A 16,257-nucleotide genomic window follows, 5' to 3' on the forward strand; every position below is an offset into this window, starting at 1 on the left:
GCAGGAAAAAATTCTCAAGTCTGTGCGGGCCTTATCGCGGGCAAGCACAACCCCCCATTTAACCCGGGGTAAGACACTCAGGCGCATTCAGCTTTGGATCATTTACCAGGTTCGCCAGCACTCGCTCGCGCAACACCGCGGGTTCACTGGCAAGCAAGGCCTGCAAGGTATGCAACGGCGTCTCGGGGTCAAGCCACGCCGCCTGCCCCGCCGCATCGAGAATCAACGGCCGGCGCTGACTCGCCGCCGGCTGCGTGATCACTGCCGTGCTCAGCCATACCTGTTCCTGCACCGGGTACGCTTCCCAGATAGCGGCAAAAAACAGTGACGAACCCTCTCCCGGCGTCAGCCAGTACGGACGCTTGCGCGTGGTACCGCGCCATTCATAGAAACCGTTGGCCGGCAGCAGACAACGTCGCTCACGAAAGGCCTGGCGAAACATCGGTTGCTCGGCAACGGTTTCAGCCCGGGCATGGGCCGGGGTGCGGGACAGATCGGTCAGCCACGGTGGCGTCAGGCCCCAGCGGGCGCGGGCCAGTTCGCGCTGGCCGTCCAGGCCTGCACGCAGCATCAACACCGAATCGTTGGGGGAAATATTCCACTGGGCCTGCTGATCGGCGGGAAAGCCGGGCAGGGCCGCGAAGGCGGGGTTCCAGCGAAACAGGGCATAACGTCCACACATGGGGCAGCACGACTCTTGATCAAACGAACGCCAGCCTAACAGACCAGCGTGCCGGGAAAGCTCTCCGGTTCATCGCCAGACAGCGGCAGCGCGGCATTGTACGCGGTGATCAGCGAGCGGGCGTATTCCGCCTGGTCATTATCCACCGACAAGCCCAACAGGCCGAAAATCGGCAGTTCGCCAGTGCCGCCGAGCAAATGGCGCCCCACCAAATGCGCCTCAATGCCTTCGCTGGCCAACATGCTTTGCAGCAATTCGCCTTCCATGAGGTTTTCCGGCTCGTAGATTCGCAGCATCGGGACGCCCTTCTTCACTCGTTTTCGCTGAACACTTCGAGCAACCATTCCTGACCGTCGGTCTGCAGGACAAACGTTATTGGCCGACAACACACCGGACAATCTTCGATGTAGGTCTGATCGCCGCCGGACAGATCCAACACGGCCTCTGCGTCCTCACCACAATACGGACATTCGTAGCGCTCGGTTTCCAGCATCGCGGTCTCCCGGGTGACTTGTGCGTATAATCGCCGGTCTATTTGCAGGGCTATTTTTGTCTGGCTATTTTTTCAGACCGTGCCCTGTCGGTTTTGATCAAAACCTTTACTTACCCTAGCCGTTTCTAACAAGAGAGCATGATGGGCGAATTCGATGCCATCCGACCTTACGACGACAGCGAAGTCCCAGCGGTACTGGACAGGTTGCTCGGCGACAAGGCGTTTCTAGATATCCTCACCCACTTCCGCTTCCCGCGTTTTGCCGGTGCTTTCGGCTGGATGCTTAAACCTCTTATAGCTCATCGGCTGCGCCGCGAGTTCGCCGGTGTTCATTCGGTGGCCACGTTGCAGGACAAGGTCGAGATGTACGTCGACCACACCATCGAACGCGCAACAGACGGCGTCACGTATACCGGCGTCGAGCAGTTCAAGTCCGGCAGCGCCTACCTGTTCATCGCCAACCACCGCGACATCGTGATGGACCCGGCCTTCGTCAACTACGCCGTGTACCACGCTGGCCTGCCGACACCGCGCATCGCGATCGGCGACAACCTGCTGCAAAAGCCCTTCGTCAGCGACCTGATGCGTCTGAACAAGAGCTTCATCGTGCACCGTTCGATCACCGGTCGCCGCGAGAAGATGGCGGCGTATCAACTGCTGTCGGCCTACATCAACCACTCGATCCGCAACGATTGCGCCTCGATCTGGATCGCCCAGGCCGAAGGCCGGGCGAAAGACGGCGACGACCGCACCGAATCTGCAATCCTCAAGATGTTCCACATGAGTCGCAAGGACGAGCCGTTCGGCGAAGTCATTCAGTCGCTGAACCTCACCCCGGTGTCGATCAGTTATGAATACGACCCGTGCGATCAGGCCAAGGCGCGCGAGTTGTTCATCCGCGCCACCACCGGCAGCTACAGCAAAGTGCCGGGCGAGGATGATGTGAGCATCGCCAAGGGCATCACTGGCTACAAGGGCCGGGTCCACGTGAACTTCGCCGCGCCGATCACCGAGCTGTTTGAAGACACCAAGCAATTGGCGGTCGAGATGGACAAGCAAATCCTCGGTGGCTACCGCTTGTTCCCGGTGCACTACCTGGCCTACGCCCAATGGAAAGACGCCGACCCGCAATTGCAGGTGCCGAAGGCTGCTGAAGTATTTGCGGCCGATGAACTGGCCAAGGCGCAGGAAGAATGGAACAAACGTCTGGAGGCCTGCCCCGAAGAACATCGTCCGTTCCTGGTGCTGCAATACGCGACGCCGGTGCGCAATCAGTACCGTGTGAAGGCCGGCTTGCCGCTGTAGGATTTTTGGCTGGATCCGAAAACGGCGCCTTCGGCGCCGTTTTCATTGCTGCAATGTTTGTAATCAGACCCGCGTGCTGATCCACGACACCAGCAACGCCAGCCCGAGGCAGGCGAAACCGAAGCGATAGAAAAAGCGGTTCATGCGCAACGTCGCCCAATCGAGGGTCGGCTCTACGTTGGGTTGGCCCTGACGCTGGGCCACCATACTGGCCTTGGCGCGTTGTTCGCGGCGACGAGTGGCGTGCAGCAGCCAACAGCCCGGAAAGGCAAGCAGCAAGGCCAGCAGATTGACCAGTTTGGCGGGATGGGCGGTAAACAGCGTCATCAAATGCAGCGACATCACGGACCTCAAACAAAACAGGTGTAACAGACGCCGAACCGACGAATGCGGCGCGGATTCTACCGAAAGCCTCCCCTCCCGCATCTGTTTTACGACAAAGAGTTCACTAATTGGCAGACTCCTGCCCTGAGTCATAACTTCGTCATCTAAATCCGTCAGTCTCCCGCCACACGAAAACGGACACGGAGACCGTCATGCTGCACGCTGAAAATCAGGATCGCCTCTACCTCATCGCCCAAAGTGAAGAACAGCAAACGTTGATCGGCAGCCTTGCCTTCAACGTTCAGGACCGCCACTGGCTGGTGTATTGCGCGCTGGGCGGGCATCAACATGCGGATTTGCCGGAGACGGATTTGCTGACCGGGGTGAGTGTGCTGGATTTTTACTCAGAAGCAGCCTGACATCACCCCAACCTGTAGGAGCCGAACTTGCTCGCGATGGCGGCATCACATTCAATATTGACGTCGACTGACAGTACGCCATCGCGAGCAAGCTCGGCTCCTACAGGCCAACGGTGTATTGCAGACATGAAAAAGCCCGGGGCCATTGCTGGCACCGGGCTTTTTTGAATCCGATGAATACTTATTCGCCGAGAACCTGACCCACCGTCGGATCCTTGAACAGGCGCGTCAGCGCATCACTCAACACATCACTGACCAGCTTGGTGTTGGTTTCCTGGTTCGGTGCCATGCCGAAACGCTGGTCCAGCGATGCACCGTAACGACCGCTGTAGCGACGATTGGCGTTCTGCACATCGGAGCGGAACGTAGCGCTGATGGTCGCTTCCGTCACATACATGCCTTCTTTAGGCGACTGATACTTCAGCTCGGCCAAGGTCACGGTGAGTTGCGGTGCATTCGGCGCATTGGGCGTCGGGGTAAAGCCCAGCAAGCGCACGGCCGCCTCGGCCTGAGCCTGCAACTTCGGCAGAATCTGCGAGCCCTGCACGGTGATCGCGCTGGTTTCCGGATACAAGCCGCCACGGGTGCCCAATGTTGGCGACGGACGACCGTCCACCACACGCACCACCACCGGCTGACCATGGCCGACTGGCGCCAGCTGCGTTGTCAGCTTGGGCTCAGGGTTCAGTTGTTGCGGGCTGTGGGCGCAGCCAACGAGGGTCAAACTGGTCACAGTGATCAAACCGAACAACAGACGTTGCAACATGCGTATCTCTCCAGAATCAGGTACAAACAGGCCCGCAGTATAGCGGTGCGTCATGACGGGTAACTAGCACCCTACAAGCCTTGAAGTAAATTCCTGTACCCCCCTGCAGCGCTGCCCTGCCCTGCTCGACGGCAATGGCCATTGCCACTCGTTCAAGCAGTGCAGCCTCCAGCCAATGGGAGAAAGCTGGGTGGAAATCGAAGAAATCCGTCTGAACGGGTTGCACCAACCTCTCCCCCCAAGCGCACGCGTTAGCACGCGCCAGCCACGTGCACGGGTGTAACATCTGTTGACCACCTGACCAGATGCCTAATAAAAGTCATTAAACACGTCCATTTCCCTGCATTTCTTAGATACAATCTCCCCCCGATTATAAGGACGTCTCCTGATCGGGCCTCGCAGCATCGTTAATGCCTCGGTATTGACACCCCGCACCGCCCACAGAGAGCCGCCCACACAGATCGAGTGAAGCTGGCGTGCTTGCTGTTCCTTGAGCAAAAACCCGCTTTTCGCGAATCTGCAGAGCTGTCATTACGCTCGGTCACTGAGCTGTCTGCCCGTTTTGCCGGTCATGTATCCCATGACGGTAATGCTTGCGGGCACGGTGCCAGGCAGGGACAGCCCTTTTTTGAGGTTCACGTCTTCAAAAGAGCGTGAAAAAAACGGGTTTTCACAACTTCACAAGAGTGTGGCGAGCAAATGAATAGTTTTGCGTCTGAACATGCACCATTAGCGTCTGAAACAGCCCAACGACACAGGACCGGGCACTCCTCGTATACCGGAGCCTGAAGCCTGTCCGCTACGGATTTGGTTGCACAAACGGATGTATCGACCATAAGTCGAATTGCCAGTCGCGCGTTGAAATGAGTTCATAACCCTCATTGACCCGGCCGGTAGCGTCCGTCGAAGTTGCAAAAAATTGCGAAGATTCGGACATGGCAATACTCGCCATGGGTATCTGGGGCATCACTGACACGCCCCGTCACTCCTGGCAGCCATGCCGTCAATTTGGTGCTGCAGATTTTGGAGACGCGTTAAATGGCGCATAACGAAGCAGTCGACGTAGTACTGGTTGGGGCCGGCATCATGAGTGCCACCCTTGCGGTATTGCTCAAAGAGCTCGACCCCGCGATCAAGCTGGAAGTCGTCGAGCTGATGGATTCCGGTGCCGCGGAGAGTTCCAACCCGTGGAACAACGCCGGCACCGGTCACGCCGGGTTGTGTGAGCTCAACTACACGCCACAGGCTGCCGATGGCACCGTCGACATCAAGAAAGCCGTACACATCAATACCCAATTCGAGGTGTCGAAACAGTTCTGGTCCTACCTGACGAAGAAAGGCACGTTCGGCTCGTGCAAGACGTTCATCAGCCCGGTGCCACACCTGAGCTTCGTGCAAGGTGACAGTGGTGTTTCCTTCCTCAAGGAACGCTTCAAGTTGCTGAGCAAGCACCACGCCTTCGCGGACATGGAATACACCGAAGACAAGGCCAAAATGGCCGACTGGATGCCGCTGATGATGCCAGGCCGTCCGGCCGACGAAGTCGTCGCGGCTACCCGCGTGATGAATGGCACAGACGTCAACTTCGGCGCCCTGACCAATCAATTGCTCAAGCACCTGACCAGCGCGCCCGACGCGCAGGTCAAGTACTGCAAGCGCGTGACCGGCCTGAAGCGTAACAACGGCGGCTGGACCGTCAGCATCAAGGACGTCAACAGCGGCAACACCCGTGACGTCGACGCGAAATTCGTCTTCCTCGGCGCTGGCGGCGCGGCATTGCCGCTGTTGCAGGCTTCGGGCATCGAAGAAAGCAAAGGCTTCGGCGGTTTCCCGATCAGTGGCCAGTGGCTGCGTTGCGACAACCCGGAAGTGGTCAAACACCACCAGGCCAAGGTGTACAGCCAGGCCGCCGTGGGTTCGCCACCGATGTCCGTTCCGCACCTGGACACCCGCGTGGTCGATGGCAAGAAGTCCCTGCTGTTCGGACCTTACGCCGGTTTCACCACCAAGTTCCTCAAGCACGGCTCCTTCATGGACCTGCCGATGTCGGTTCGCGCCGGCAACATCGGCCCGATGCTGGCCGTGGCGAAAAACAACATGGACCTGACCAAGTACCTGGTCAGCGAAGTGATGCAATCGATGGAACAGCGTCTGGAATCCCTGCGTCGTTTCTACCCGGAAGCGAAAGCCGAAGACTGGCGCCTGGAAGTGGCCGGCCAACGGGTGCAGATCATCAAGAAAGACCCGAAAAAGGGCGGCGTCCTGCAATTCGGTACCGAACTGGTCGCGGCCAAGGACGGTTCCCTTGCTGCCCTGCTCGGCGCCTCCCCTGGCGCTTCGGTGACCGTTTCGATCATGCTTGAGCTGATCGAAAAATGCTTCCCGGGCAAGGCTTCCGGTGAGTGGGCTGCCAAACTGGCAGAGATCTTCCCGGCTCGCGAAAAAGTGCTCGAAACCGATGCTGCGCTGTATCGCAAGATCAATGCGCACAACAACATCGCACTGGAACTGGTTGAAGCCAGTAACGAGACCGAAAGCTACGCTTGATTCGGCCCCATAAAAAACGCCCCGTTCTCACTGAGAGCGGGGCGTTTTTTTATGCCGTTCTGTAGGAGCACGGCTTGCCGGCGATGGTGTTCTTGAGATCGCTATCGCCGGCAAGCCGTGCTCCTACAGGTACAGGTTAACCGCGGGCCTTGGCGATCAATTCGATGTACTCGGCCGCATTGCGCTGATCCTTGATCAGGGCGACGAAGTCATTGCCATGCTCATCTTGGCCATTGAGGTCCAGACCTGCCTCGACGAAGAACGTCAGGAAACGCTCAAAGTCATCGATACGCAGACCACGGTAAGCCTTGATCAATTTGTGCAGCGACGGCGAAGTGGCGTCGACTGGCTCGAAATCGAGGAACAACTTGATCTGCTCGTCGCCGATCTCGTCACCAATCACTTGCTTCTTATCTTTACGCATTGCCGACTCCAGCTCGCAGACATTTCACGGGGCGGGCAGTTTACCCCTCCCTTGGCGCCGGGCTCAACGCATGCGAGTGGCCCCGGTGTGCAAATCAGCCCAGACATGGCCATTGGCATAGCTGAGGAACTGGCAATACACCGTGTCATTGCGCAACAAGTCGATCACCACCCGGTACTGCGCCATCGGATAAAACAGCGTCAGGGTTTTGCTTTTGTCATCGTAGACCGGCTTTTTCAGGCTTTTGCTTTCGCCATCGAAGTTGACCAGCACCTGGTTGATGGTCGCGCCCTTGTTCAAGGATTTGCCCTTGAGGCGGATCAGCAACGGTGACGTGACGGGAATCGGCTGTTGATTGGACTGGCGCTGGCTGCCCACCACCACCGAATACTCGGTGACCTGCAGGAGTTGTTGCTGCTCGGGCTCTGCGTCGCGCAGGGTCAGGTCATCGGGTGGCAGAAACTGTGCGTGCATCGGCGCCGGGGCGGCCGCCAGTGGCAGGCTGAGGGTCAGCAACAGGGCGGCGCAGCTGCGGATCAAAAGGCTCATGAAGGGCTCCGGGGGGGCGGGGCCAGGCACTTTATCACGGGTATTTGAAAATACTTCTGTGGACGCGATCCACTGTGGGAGCGAGCCTGCTCGCAATTACGTTGGCACATACAGCATAAATGTGTCAGTCAGACCGCAATCGCGAGCAGGCTCGCTCCCACAAGGTATGGGTTTAATCGAATTGTGAACGCATCCACGCCTGATACTCGGCGACACCTGGCTCGCCTTCACGAGGCGCCCAATCCGCCAGTTCACCTTCACCAACCGGGCGGTAAGGGCCGGCCTTGCACTCGAACATCAGGCTGTCGGCTTCCAGCACCACCAACCCGTGGAAAACACCAGTGGGCAGGTCCACGCCGACACAATCGCCACCGGCTTGCAGGATTTGCTTTTTCACCACCCCGCCGGCCTCGTCGAAGATCAGCACGCCAAGGCGTCCTTTCAGGACCAGCAAGGTTTCAGCCTTGTTTTCGCCCAAGTGCCGGTGAGGCGGGATATAGGTGCTCGGCTGCAAACCCACCGCCATGCGATGGCAAGCGTCTTCCATCTGATGAAAGTTGTGATGCTGTCGTCCACGAGGATTAGCCGCTGCTTTCTCGGCCAATTCAGTGAACAGCGTTTGATCCAGAAAGCGCGGCGTGGCCATTGATTACATTCCTTTAACAGCAAAGATCCCGTTAGCGTTACGCCAGTAGCCTTTGTAGTCCATGCCGTAACCGAAGATGTAACGATCGATGCACGGCAGGCCGACGAAATCGGCTTTCAGGTCCGGGCGAGCCTTACGGTCGTGGTCTTTGTCGATCAGCACGGCGGTGTGCACTTTGCGCGCGCCGGCGTGTTTGCAGAAATCGATGATTGCGCCCAGGGTGTGACCTTCGTCGAGGATGTCGTCGATGATCAGCACGTCACGGTCGATGAACGACACTTCCGGCTTGGCTTTCCAGAACAAGTCGCCGCCGCTGGTTTCGTTGCGATAACGGGTGGCGTGCAAGTAGGACGCTTCCAGCGGGAAGTGCAGGTGCGGCAACAGCTTGCCGGAAAAAATCAGGCCGCCGTTCATCACGCAGAACACCACCGGGTTGGACTCCGCCAGTTGATCGTTGATTTGCGCACCGACGCGGGCGATGGCCGCCTCGACTTCAGCTTCGGTGTACAGGCAGTCAGCCTCTCGCATGATTTGACGGATATGCTCGAGATCAGCGGACATGGCGCTCTCCAGGGGATGGCTGTTCGGGAAAAGCGGGCAAAGGTACGCATCCCACACGGCCAGATCAAGCGTTTGTGGACTAACGTACTGTATGTCTATAGGACAACACCCTCGGATAGATTAATCTAGGCCGGTTTTTTTGCCCGCCGCCGGAGCCTTTCCCATGCCCATCCTCGAGATCCGCCACCCGCTGATCCGTCATAAACTTGGCCTTATGCGCCGTGCAGACATCAGCACCAAGAATTTCCGTGAGCTCGCTCAGGAAGTCGGCGCCCTACTGACCTATGAAGCCACCAAAGACCTGCCGCTGGAGACCTACGACATCGAAGGCTGGTGCGGCACGGTGTCGGTCGAGAAAATCGCCGGCAAGAAAATTACTGTAGTACCGATTTTGCGCGCCGGTATCGGCATGCTCGAAGGCGTGCTGAGCCTGATCCCGGGCGCCAAAGTCAGCGCCGTGGGCGTGGCCCGCAACGAAGAGACCCTGCAAGCCCACACCTACCTGGAAAAACTGGTCCCGGAAATCGACGAGCGCCTGGCGATGATCATCGACCCGATGCTCGCTACCGGCAATTCCATGGTCGCCACCATCGACCTGCTGAAAAAGGCCGGTTGCCGCGAGATCCGCGCCATGGTGCTGGTGGCAGCGCCCGAAGGCATCGCCGCTGTTGAGAAGGCTCACCCGGACGTGACCATCTACACCGCCTCCATTGACGAAAAACTGAACGAACACGGTTACATCATCCCGGGCCTGGGCGATGCCGGTGACAAGATCTTCGGCACCAAGCAGAAGGACGCTTGAGCATGCAGCAGGAGTTCAACGATCCGCTCTGGCGCACGGTGCTGTCGGGTGCACAGATGCTGTTCGTGGCCTTCGGCGCGTTGGTGTTGATGCCCCTGATTACCGGCCTGGACCCGAACGTGGCGCTGTTCACCGCAGGCTTGGGGACGATTCTGTTTCAGATCGTCACCGGACGTCAGGTGCCGGTGTTCCTGGCGTCGAGCTTTGCCTTCATCACCCCGATCATCCTTGCCAAGGGCCAGTTCGGCCTTGCGGCGACCATGGGCGGCGTGATGGCGGCAGGCTTCGTCTACACCTTCCTCGGCCTGGCCGTGAAAATCAAAGGCACCGGTTTTATTGACCGTCTGCTGCCACCGGTGGTGATTGGTCCGGTGATCATCTCCATTGGCCTGGCCATGGCGCCGATTGCCGCCAACATGGCGATGGGCAAGGCCGGCGACGGCACTGAGCTGATTCATTACCAGACGGCAATGTTCATCTCGATGCCCGCGTTGCTGACCACCCTGATCGTCGCGGTGTTTGGCAAAGGCATTTTCCGTCTGGTACCGATCATCTCCGGCGTACTGGTCGGTTTTGCCATGGCCTTCTACTTCGGCGTCGTCGATACCGCGAAGATTGCGGCCGCGCCGTGGTTTGCAATTCCGAACTTCACCGCGCCCGAGTTCAACTGGCAGGCGATTCTGTTCATCGTTCCGGTTGCGTTGGCCCCGGCCATCGAACACATCGGCGGCGTGATTGCCGTCGGTAGCGTGACCGGTCGCGATTACCTGAAGAAACCCGGCCTGCACCGCACCCTGCTCGGCGATGGCATTGCCACCACCGCAGCGGGCCTGTTTGGTGGCCCACCCAACACCACCTACGCCGAAGTGACCGGCGCGGTGATGCTGACCAAGAACTACAACCCGAAAATCATGACCTGGGCGGCGATTTTCGCCATCAGCCTGGCGTTTATCGGTAAGTTCGGTGCACTGCTGCAAAGCATTCCAGTGCCAGTGATGGGCGGGATTCTCTGCCTGTTGTTCGGTTCGATTGCGGCGGTGGGCATGAACACGCTGATTCGCCACAAGATCGATTTGGCCGAAGCGCGTAATCTGGTGATTGTGTCGGTGACTCTGGTGTTCGGGATTGGCGGTATGCTGGTCGGCACCGGGACCGGCCAGGATGACTTCGGTCTCAAAGGCATCGCGCTGTGCGCGGTGGTGGCGATTGCGCTGAACCTGTTGCTGCCGGGCAATGACAGCTGGAAACACAAGAAGGCGAATGAGCCGCTGTTGTAAGCCGATCTTGAGATAGCTATCGCGGGCAAGCCTTGCTCCTACAGGTTTTGTGTCGATCACTGTAGGAGCAAGGCTTGCCCGCGATGCTTTTAAAGGGCCAATGGCGCTCTTTCGCACAATGCACTCAACGCCCGCGCCCACTGTGGGTCATCGTTGAGGCACGGCACCAGCACCAATTCCTCCCCTCCCGCTTCGCGGAACTGCTCCAACCCGCGATCACCGATCTCTTCCAGCGTCTCTATGCAATCGGCAACGAATGCCGGGCACATCACCAGAATTTTCTTCACGCCGCTTTTGGCCAACTCATCGAGCCGCGCTTCGGTGTAAGGTTCGATCCACTTGGCTCGGCCCAGACGCGACTGAAACGACACCGACCACTTGCCGTCCGACAAGCCCATGCGTTTGGCAAACGCTGCCGCCGTACGCAGGCACTGGCCGCGATAGCAGGTCGCGACCACTTCCGGCGGAGCACCGGCGCAACAGTCACCGCCGCTTTCGAAACTGTGGCCGGGATTGAGCTTCTTCAGGTGCCGCTCCGGCAATCCGTGGAAGCTCAGCAACAAGTGATCGTAATCCTGCTGCAAATAAGGCTTCGCGCTGGCGACCAAGGCGTCGAGGTATTCCGGCTGATCGTAGAACGGCTGGAGAATCGACAGCTGCAGGTCGAGTCCTTTTTCGCGCAGCACGCGCTTGGCTTCTTCGATGACTGTCGTGGTGGTGCTGTCGGCGAACTGTGGATAAAGCGGCGCAAGGGTGATTCTTTTGTGGCCCTGGGCGGCCAGCTGCACCAGTTTCGATTCGATCGACGGCTCACCGTATCGCATCGCCAGTTCCACCGGACCGTGGGGCCACTGCGCCGTCATGGCCTGTTGCAGACGACGGCTGAGCACCACCAGGGGCGAGCCCTCCTCCCACCAGATCGACGCGTAGGCGTGGGCTGACTGTTCCGGGCGTTTGATCAGGATCAGCGACACCAGCAAGCGCCGCACCGGCCATGGCAGGTCGATCACATACGGGTCCATCAGAAATTGATTGAGGTAGCTGCGTACATCCGCCACCGACGTGGAGGCAGGTGAACCCAGGTTAACCAGAAGCAACGCGTGATCGGTCATGCAACGTCCTATTTCAGAGGCGGCTGGACAGATCGTCCAGGGCCGCGCGCAAATCAGTGAACTGGAATGTGAAACCCGCTTCCAGCAAGCGGACCGGCTGGGCCTTCTGGCCACCCAGCAACAACAATGACAACTCGCCCAGAGCTACTTTCAAGGCCAGGGCCGGCATCGGCATGAACGCCGGGCGGTGCAGCACGCTGCCCAGTGTCTTGGCAAACTCGCAATTGCGCACCGGTTTGGGGGCGCACGCATTATAAGGACCGCTGACGTCTTTCTGATGCAGAAGAAAATCAATCAGGGCGATTTGGTCGTTGATATGGATCCACGGCATCCACTGCCGACCATTGCCGATCGGCCCGCCCAGCCCCAGTTTGAACGGCAGCAACAGCCGCGACAAAAAGCCGCCCTCGGCCGACAGAACCAACCCGGTACGAATCAGCACAACCCGAATTCCCAAGGCCTCGGCACGCTGGGCGGTTTCTTCCCAAGCGACGCACAACTGGCTGGCGAAATCATCGATGACGGGGGGTGAAGCCTCGGTCAACTCACGCTCCCCCCCATCGCCATACCAGCCCAACGCCGAACCGGAAATCAACAGCGAAGGTTTTTGCTCGCGTTTTTCGAGCCAGGCCAGCAGCGTTTCTGTCAGGGTGATGCGGCTACTCCAGAGCAACGTTTTGCGCTTGTGAGTCCAGGGCCGGTCGGCAATCGGTGCGCCTGCCAGATTGATAATGGCGTCCAGCGGTGCCTGGTCGAGGTCTTCCAGCCGGGCAATACCACGCACTTGCGTGCCGCATATTTTTGCGACTTTTTCAGGCTTGCGACTCCAGACCGTCAGGTGATGCCCCTGACTCAACCAGTGCCGGCAGAGCTGACGTCCTATCAAACCAGTACCGCCGGTCAGCAATATGTGCATGACTTCTTCCTCGCGTGGCGTTTAACTCTGATCACTAGTCTATTTTTATAAGCAGGGATCTTTGGTATCGGGCAGGCTCTGTGTTTAACAATAGGCCAAGCTGTCAGATCGAGAACGCTAAAAGTTATACCAAAAAACAATATTGTACAGGTTTGACCCACGGCGTAGTCTGTACAGAAAGGTAAACGAGGCCCCTATGACTGTACCTATCGCAATCATCGGCACCGGCATCGCCGGGCTCTCAGCCGCTCAAGCCCTGACTGGCACAGGGCATGTCGTCCAGCTTTTCGATAAAAGCCGCGGCAGTGGCGGACGCATGTCGAGCAAGCGCAGCGATGCGGGTGCTCTGGACTTGGGCGCGCAATATTTCACAGCCCGTGACCGCCGCTTCGTCACCGAAGTCCAGCGTTGGCAAGCCAACGGCTGGGCCGCCGAGTGGACGCCGCAGCTCTACACCTACCACGGCGGCCAACTCAGCCTGTCGCCGGACGAACAGACGCGCTGGGTCGGTACGCCACACATGAGCGCTATCACCCGCGGCCTGCTCGGCGATCTGGAAGTACAGTTCGCTTGCCGGATCACCGAGGTCTATCGCGGCGAAGAACACTGGCATTTGCAGGACGCCGAAGGCTTCACCCACGGTCCGTTCAGTCATGTGGTGATCGCCACACCCGCCCCTCAAGCCACCGCGCTGCTGGCGGCCGCATCGAAGCTGGCCGGGGTTGCCGCCGGGGTAAAAATGGACCCGACCTGGGCCGTCGCCCTGGCATTCGAAACACCGTTGGAGACGCCGATGGAGGGCTGTTTCGTGCAGGACAGCCCCCTCGACTGGCTGGCCCGCAACCGCAGCAAACCGGGACGCGACAACACCCTGGACACCTGGGTGTTGCACGCGACCAGCGCCTGGAGCCGGCAACATATCGATCTGTCCAAGGAGGCCGTGATCGAGCAACTGCACGGCGCATTCGCCGAACTGTTGCACGACTCCATGCCCGCTCCGACCTTCAGCCTCGCCCATCGCTGGCTCTATGCCCGCCCCGCCAACAGCCATGAATGGGGCGCGCTCGCCGATGCCGACCTGGGCCTGTATGTGTGCGGCGACTGGTGCCTGTCCGGACGTGTCGAAGGCGCCTGGCTCAGTGGTCAGGAGGCTGCTCGCCGCTTGCATGAACATATGCAGTGAATCCCGCGTCAATTGCTGCTGTCGAAGTGGACAGCAGCCCCTCCGCAAAACCGCTAAAAACACCTTCTGGTGACCGTGTTGTTCCGTGATGAGGAAGGCGCGGTGCTTGGCTGGAAGTAAATCCTGTGGGAGCGAGCCTGCTCGCGAAGCAAGCGCCGCGATCCGTCATATCCACCCCGTCATCGTTCTTCGCGAGCAGGCTCGCTCCCACAAGGTCYTCATTGCCCCTCACAAAACTTATACAGAATGTTTGACTTGTACACCTTTGAATCTATGATGAAGTCATGCTGTACAGAACCACCACTCTGTACAGGTTTAGATTCGAGGTGCTCTGATGACCCACGCCCCCGCGAAACCGAAAATCGCTATCAGCGCCTGCTTGATGGGGGCCCAAGTTCGCTACAACGGCGGCCACAAGGAATCACGCCTGTGCAGTCATACCCTTACTGATTATTTCGATTTCATCGCGGTATGCCCGGAAGTCGCCATCGGCCTTGGCATTCCCCGTGAGCCGATCCGCCTGGTAGGCGACCCGCAACATCCCGAAGCCGTGGGCAGCGTTCACGCCGAGCTGAATGTCACCCGACCGCTCATCGAGTACGGCCAGACAATGGCCAGTCAGTTGAGCGACATCTGCGGCTACATCTTCATGCAGAAATCCCCATCCTGCGGCTTGGAACGGGTAAAGGTCTATCACGCCAACGGTGCACCGGTGGAAGGCGGTGGTCGAGGCGTCTATGCCCAGGCTTTCTGCGCACGGCACCCTGACCTGCCGGTAGAAGAAGACGGCCGGCTCAACGACCCGGTGCTGCGGGAAAACTTCCTCACCCGTGTGTTCGCTTACAGCGCCTGGCAGCAATTGCTGAAAAAGGGCCTGACCCGCCGCGGCCTCACCGAATTCCATTCTCGTTACAAATACCTGCTGATGGCGCATAACCCGGTGCAATACAAAACCCTGGGGAATTTACTGGGCAACATGAACCACACCACCCCCGACGAGTTGGGCCGGCGTTACTTCAGTGAATTGATGGCGGCATTGAAAAAGTGCGCCACACGGCGTACCCACACCAACGTCCTGCAACACATCAGCGGCTACCTCAAGCAGGTCATCAGCCCTGACGACAGGCAGGAAGTGCAGCACGTTATCGGCCAATACCGCCAAGGCATCGTGCCATTGGTGGTTCCATTGACCCTGCTCAAGCACCACTTCCGCCAGCACCCGGATACTTACATCGCGCGACAGGTTTACCTGCAACCGCATCCGGAAAATCTCAGTCTGCGAAACGCGATCTAATGAAAACCCTAATCGACATCAGCGCCAGCGAAGACCTTGGCGATGATTTTAAAAAGGCCTTGGACGAAGACTGGCTGCCAATCCGTGAAGTGGCGCGCCAGACCGGCGTCAACGCCGTGACGTTGCGTGCCTGGGAACGGCGCTATGGCCTGATCGTTCCGCAACGCACACCCAAGGGCCATCGGCTGTTCTCGGCCGAACACGTTCAACGCATCCTGAAGATCCTCACCTGGCTTAACCGCGGCGTGGCCGTCAGTCAGGTCAAGCAACTGCTGGACACGCCGCAGGCGTTTACCGAGCCCGTTGAAAACGACTGGCAGGTGCTGCGCCAGACGCTGCTGCAAGCGGTGTCACACCTGAACGAACGCGCCCTCGACGACACCGTCAATCAAGCCATGGCGCTGTATCCACCGCGAACCTTGTGCGAACGCCTGTTGCTGCCGTTGCTGGCGGAACTGGAACAGCGTTGGCAGGGCCAGTTCGGCGCGCAGATGGAGCGGGCGTTCTTTTATTCCTGGTTACGCAGCAAATTCGGCGCACGCATCTACCATAACAACCGTCAGTTACGCGCTGCGCCACTGTTGTTGATCAATCACTCGGATGTGCCACTGGAACCTCACCTGTGGCTCACAGCCTGGCTGATCAGCAGCGCCGATTGCCCGGTAGAGGTGTTCGACTGGCCCTTGCCCGCCGGCGAACTCGCGCTGGCGGTCGATCACCTGCAAGCCCGTGGCGTACTGCTGTATTCCAGCAAAGCCATAAACCTTTCGCAGCTGCCAAAACTTTTGAATGGTGTCAGTTGCCCAAAAATGATTGCCGGACCCACGGTACGTATCCATCACGCCGAGTTGTCCGCAAGAACGACCGGGATCCCTGATTTGTCCTTCGCCGAAGACCTGTTATCGGCGCATAAGGAACTTGTTCAGCGCGGGCTAATTTAATGAATCGTTCGGACAG

At 58.8% G+C, this 16,257-nt stretch carries 20 protein-coding genes and 1 pseudogene; 10 read left to right on the forward strand and 11 right to left on the reverse strand.

Annotated elements, in window-relative coordinates:
- Window positions 1-58: 58 nt before the first annotated feature.
- Genes AC1DWM_RS05060 through AC1DWM_RS05070 form a run of 3 tightly spaced genes read right to left on the reverse strand, consistent with a single transcriptional unit; the run spans window position 59 to window position 1,175 of the window.
- Window positions 59-682: an SOS response-associated peptidase gene (locus AC1DWM_RS05060; RefSeq protein ID WP_223515363.1), complete on the reverse strand. Its 624-nt coding sequence runs from the start codon at window positions 680-682 to the stop codon at window positions 59-61.
- Between the two features lie 35 nt (window positions 683-717).
- Window positions 718-978 (reverse strand): putative signal transducing protein, encoded by a 261-nt coding sequence (locus tag AC1DWM_RS05065; protein WP_223515366.1) that lies wholly within the window; start codon window positions 976-978, stop codon window positions 718-720.
- A 14-nt stretch (window positions 979-992) separates the two neighbouring features.
- Entirely contained in the window at window positions 993-1,175 is a 183-nt protein-coding gene (locus tag AC1DWM_RS05070; RefSeq protein ID WP_223515369.1) for a CPXCG motif-containing cysteine-rich protein, read from the reverse strand.
- 141 nt (window positions 1,176-1,316) lie between these two features.
- Here AC1DWM_RS05070 and AC1DWM_RS05075 point away from each other — a divergent pair, with 141 nt between their 5' ends.
- On the forward strand, window positions 1,317-2,480 hold the full coding sequence (locus tag AC1DWM_RS05075) for a 1-acyl-sn-glycerol-3-phosphate acyltransferase (protein ID WP_223515372.1): 1,164 nt from the start codon (window positions 1,317-1,319) through the stop codon (window positions 2,478-2,480).
- Window positions 2,481-2,543: 63 nt separating this feature from the next.
- On the opposite strand, the gene AC1DWM_RS05080 is transcribed toward AC1DWM_RS05075, so the two are convergent.
- The gene (locus tag AC1DWM_RS05080) at window positions 2,544-2,822 is read right to left on the reverse strand and encodes a hypothetical protein (RefSeq protein WP_223515375.1); all 279 of its coding nucleotides are present in this window, start codon (window positions 2,820-2,822) and stop codon (window positions 2,544-2,546) included.
- Window positions 2,823-3,016: 194 nt separating this feature from the next.
- On the opposite strand from AC1DWM_RS05080, the gene AC1DWM_RS05085 reads away from it, so the two are divergent.
- Entirely contained in the window at window positions 3,017-3,223 is a 207-nt protein-coding gene (locus tag AC1DWM_RS05085) for a hypothetical protein (RefSeq protein ID WP_223515378.1), read from the forward strand.
- Window positions 3,224-3,404: 181 nt separating this feature from the next.
- On the opposite strand, the gene AC1DWM_RS05090 is transcribed toward AC1DWM_RS05085, so the two are convergent.
- Window positions 3,405-3,989 carry a YajG family lipoprotein gene (locus tag AC1DWM_RS05090; RefSeq protein ID WP_452628130.1) on the reverse strand — a complete coding sequence of 195 codons (585 nt, stop codon included), beginning with the start codon at window positions 3,987-3,989 and terminating at the stop codon, window positions 3,405-3,407.
- A gap of 103 nt (window positions 3,990-4,092) precedes the next feature.
- Between AC1DWM_RS05090 and AC1DWM_RS05095 the strand changes: the two genes are divergently transcribed.
- Both AC1DWM_RS05095 and mqo read left to right on the forward strand, forming a co-directional pair.
- On the forward strand, window positions 4,093-4,272 hold the full coding sequence (locus tag AC1DWM_RS05095; RefSeq protein ID WP_223515456.1) for a hypothetical protein: 180 nt from the start codon (window positions 4,093-4,095) through the stop codon (window positions 4,270-4,272).
- A gap of 755 nt (window positions 4,273-5,027) precedes the next feature.
- On the forward strand, window positions 5,028-6,536 hold the full coding sequence (gene mqo, locus AC1DWM_RS05100) for a malate dehydrogenase (quinone) (RefSeq protein WP_223515384.1): 1,509 nt from the start codon (window positions 5,028-5,030) through the stop codon (window positions 6,534-6,536).
- A 136-nt stretch (window positions 6,537-6,672) separates the two neighbouring features.
- On the opposite strand, the gene AC1DWM_RS05105 is transcribed toward mqo, so the two are convergent.
- From AC1DWM_RS05105 to AC1DWM_RS05120, 4 genes are all read right to left on the reverse strand, one after another.
- Window positions 6,673-6,960: a PA4642 family protein gene (locus AC1DWM_RS05105; RefSeq protein ID WP_477793646.1), complete on the reverse strand. Its 288-nt coding sequence runs from the start codon at window positions 6,958-6,960 to the stop codon at window positions 6,673-6,675.
- 63 nt (window positions 6,961-7,023) lie between these two features.
- On the reverse strand, window positions 7,024-7,509 hold the full coding sequence (locus tag AC1DWM_RS05110; RefSeq protein WP_223515391.1) for a hypothetical protein: 486 nt from the start codon (window positions 7,507-7,509) through the stop codon (window positions 7,024-7,026).
- A 172-nt stretch (window positions 7,510-7,681) separates the two neighbouring features.
- A complete protein-coding gene (locus AC1DWM_RS05115; protein ID WP_477794745.1) occupies window positions 7,682-8,155 on the reverse strand; it encodes a WbuC family cupin fold metalloprotein in 474 nt (157 codons plus the stop codon).
- 3 nt (window positions 8,156-8,158) lie between these two features.
- Window positions 8,159-8,716: a hypoxanthine-guanine phosphoribosyltransferase gene (locus AC1DWM_RS05120; protein WP_477794746.1), complete on the reverse strand. Its 558-nt coding sequence runs from the start codon at window positions 8,714-8,716 to the stop codon at window positions 8,159-8,161.
- A 163-nt stretch (window positions 8,717-8,879) separates the two neighbouring features.
- Between AC1DWM_RS05120 and upp the strand changes: the two genes are divergently transcribed.
- Both upp and AC1DWM_RS05130 read left to right on the forward strand, forming a co-directional pair.
- A complete protein-coding gene (gene upp / locus AC1DWM_RS05125) occupies window positions 8,880-9,518 on the forward strand; it encodes a uracil phosphoribosyltransferase (RefSeq protein WP_223515400.1) in 639 nt (212 codons plus the stop codon).
- A gap of 2 nt (window positions 9,519-9,520) precedes the next feature.
- Entirely contained in the window at window positions 9,521-10,795 is a 1,275-nt protein-coding gene (locus AC1DWM_RS05130; RefSeq protein ID WP_477794747.1) for a uracil-xanthine permease family protein, read from the forward strand.
- An 89-nt stretch (window positions 10,796-10,884) separates the two neighbouring features.
- Here the strand turns inward: AC1DWM_RS05130 and hemH are convergent, their stop codons facing one another.
- A complete protein-coding gene (gene hemH, locus AC1DWM_RS05135; protein ID WP_223515406.1) occupies window positions 10,885-11,907 on the reverse strand; it encodes a ferrochelatase in 1,023 nt (340 codons plus the stop codon).
- A 13-nt stretch (window positions 11,908-11,920) separates the two neighbouring features.
- Complete coding sequence (locus AC1DWM_RS05140; RefSeq protein WP_477794748.1) at window positions 11,921-12,823, reverse strand: TIGR01777 family oxidoreductase; 903 nt, start codon at window positions 12,821-12,823, stop codon at window positions 11,921-11,923.
- Between the two features lie 196 nt (window positions 12,824-13,019).
- Between AC1DWM_RS05140 and AC1DWM_RS05145 the strand changes: the two genes are divergently transcribed.
- The 4 genes and pseudogenes from AC1DWM_RS05145 to AC1DWM_RS05160 all read left to right on the forward strand — a co-directional run bounded on the left by AC1DWM_RS05145 (window position 13,020) and on the right by AC1DWM_RS05160 (window position 16,241).
- Complete coding sequence (locus AC1DWM_RS05145) at window positions 13,020-14,006, forward strand: NAD(P)/FAD-dependent oxidoreductase (RefSeq protein WP_223515412.1); 987 nt, start codon at window positions 13,020-13,022, stop codon at window positions 14,004-14,006.
- Window positions 14,007-14,114: pseudogene (locus AC1DWM_RS05150) on the forward strand (TIGR02450 family Trp-rich protein); the annotation flags it as partial.
- A 226-nt stretch (window positions 14,115-14,340) separates the two neighbouring features.
- Entirely contained in the window at window positions 14,341-15,300 is a 960-nt protein-coding gene (locus AC1DWM_RS05155) for a YbgA family protein (protein ID WP_477794749.1), read from the forward strand.
- Window positions 15,300-16,241: a MerR family transcriptional regulator gene (locus tag AC1DWM_RS05160; protein ID WP_477794750.1), complete on the forward strand. Its 942-nt coding sequence runs from the start codon at window positions 15,300-15,302 to the stop codon at window positions 16,239-16,241. Before AC1DWM_RS05155 ends, AC1DWM_RS05160 begins: the two co-directional genes overlap by 1 nt.
- Window positions 16,242-16,257: the final 16 nt, after the last annotated feature.

The organism is Pseudomonas sp. P4_C8, from assembly GCF_056401975.1.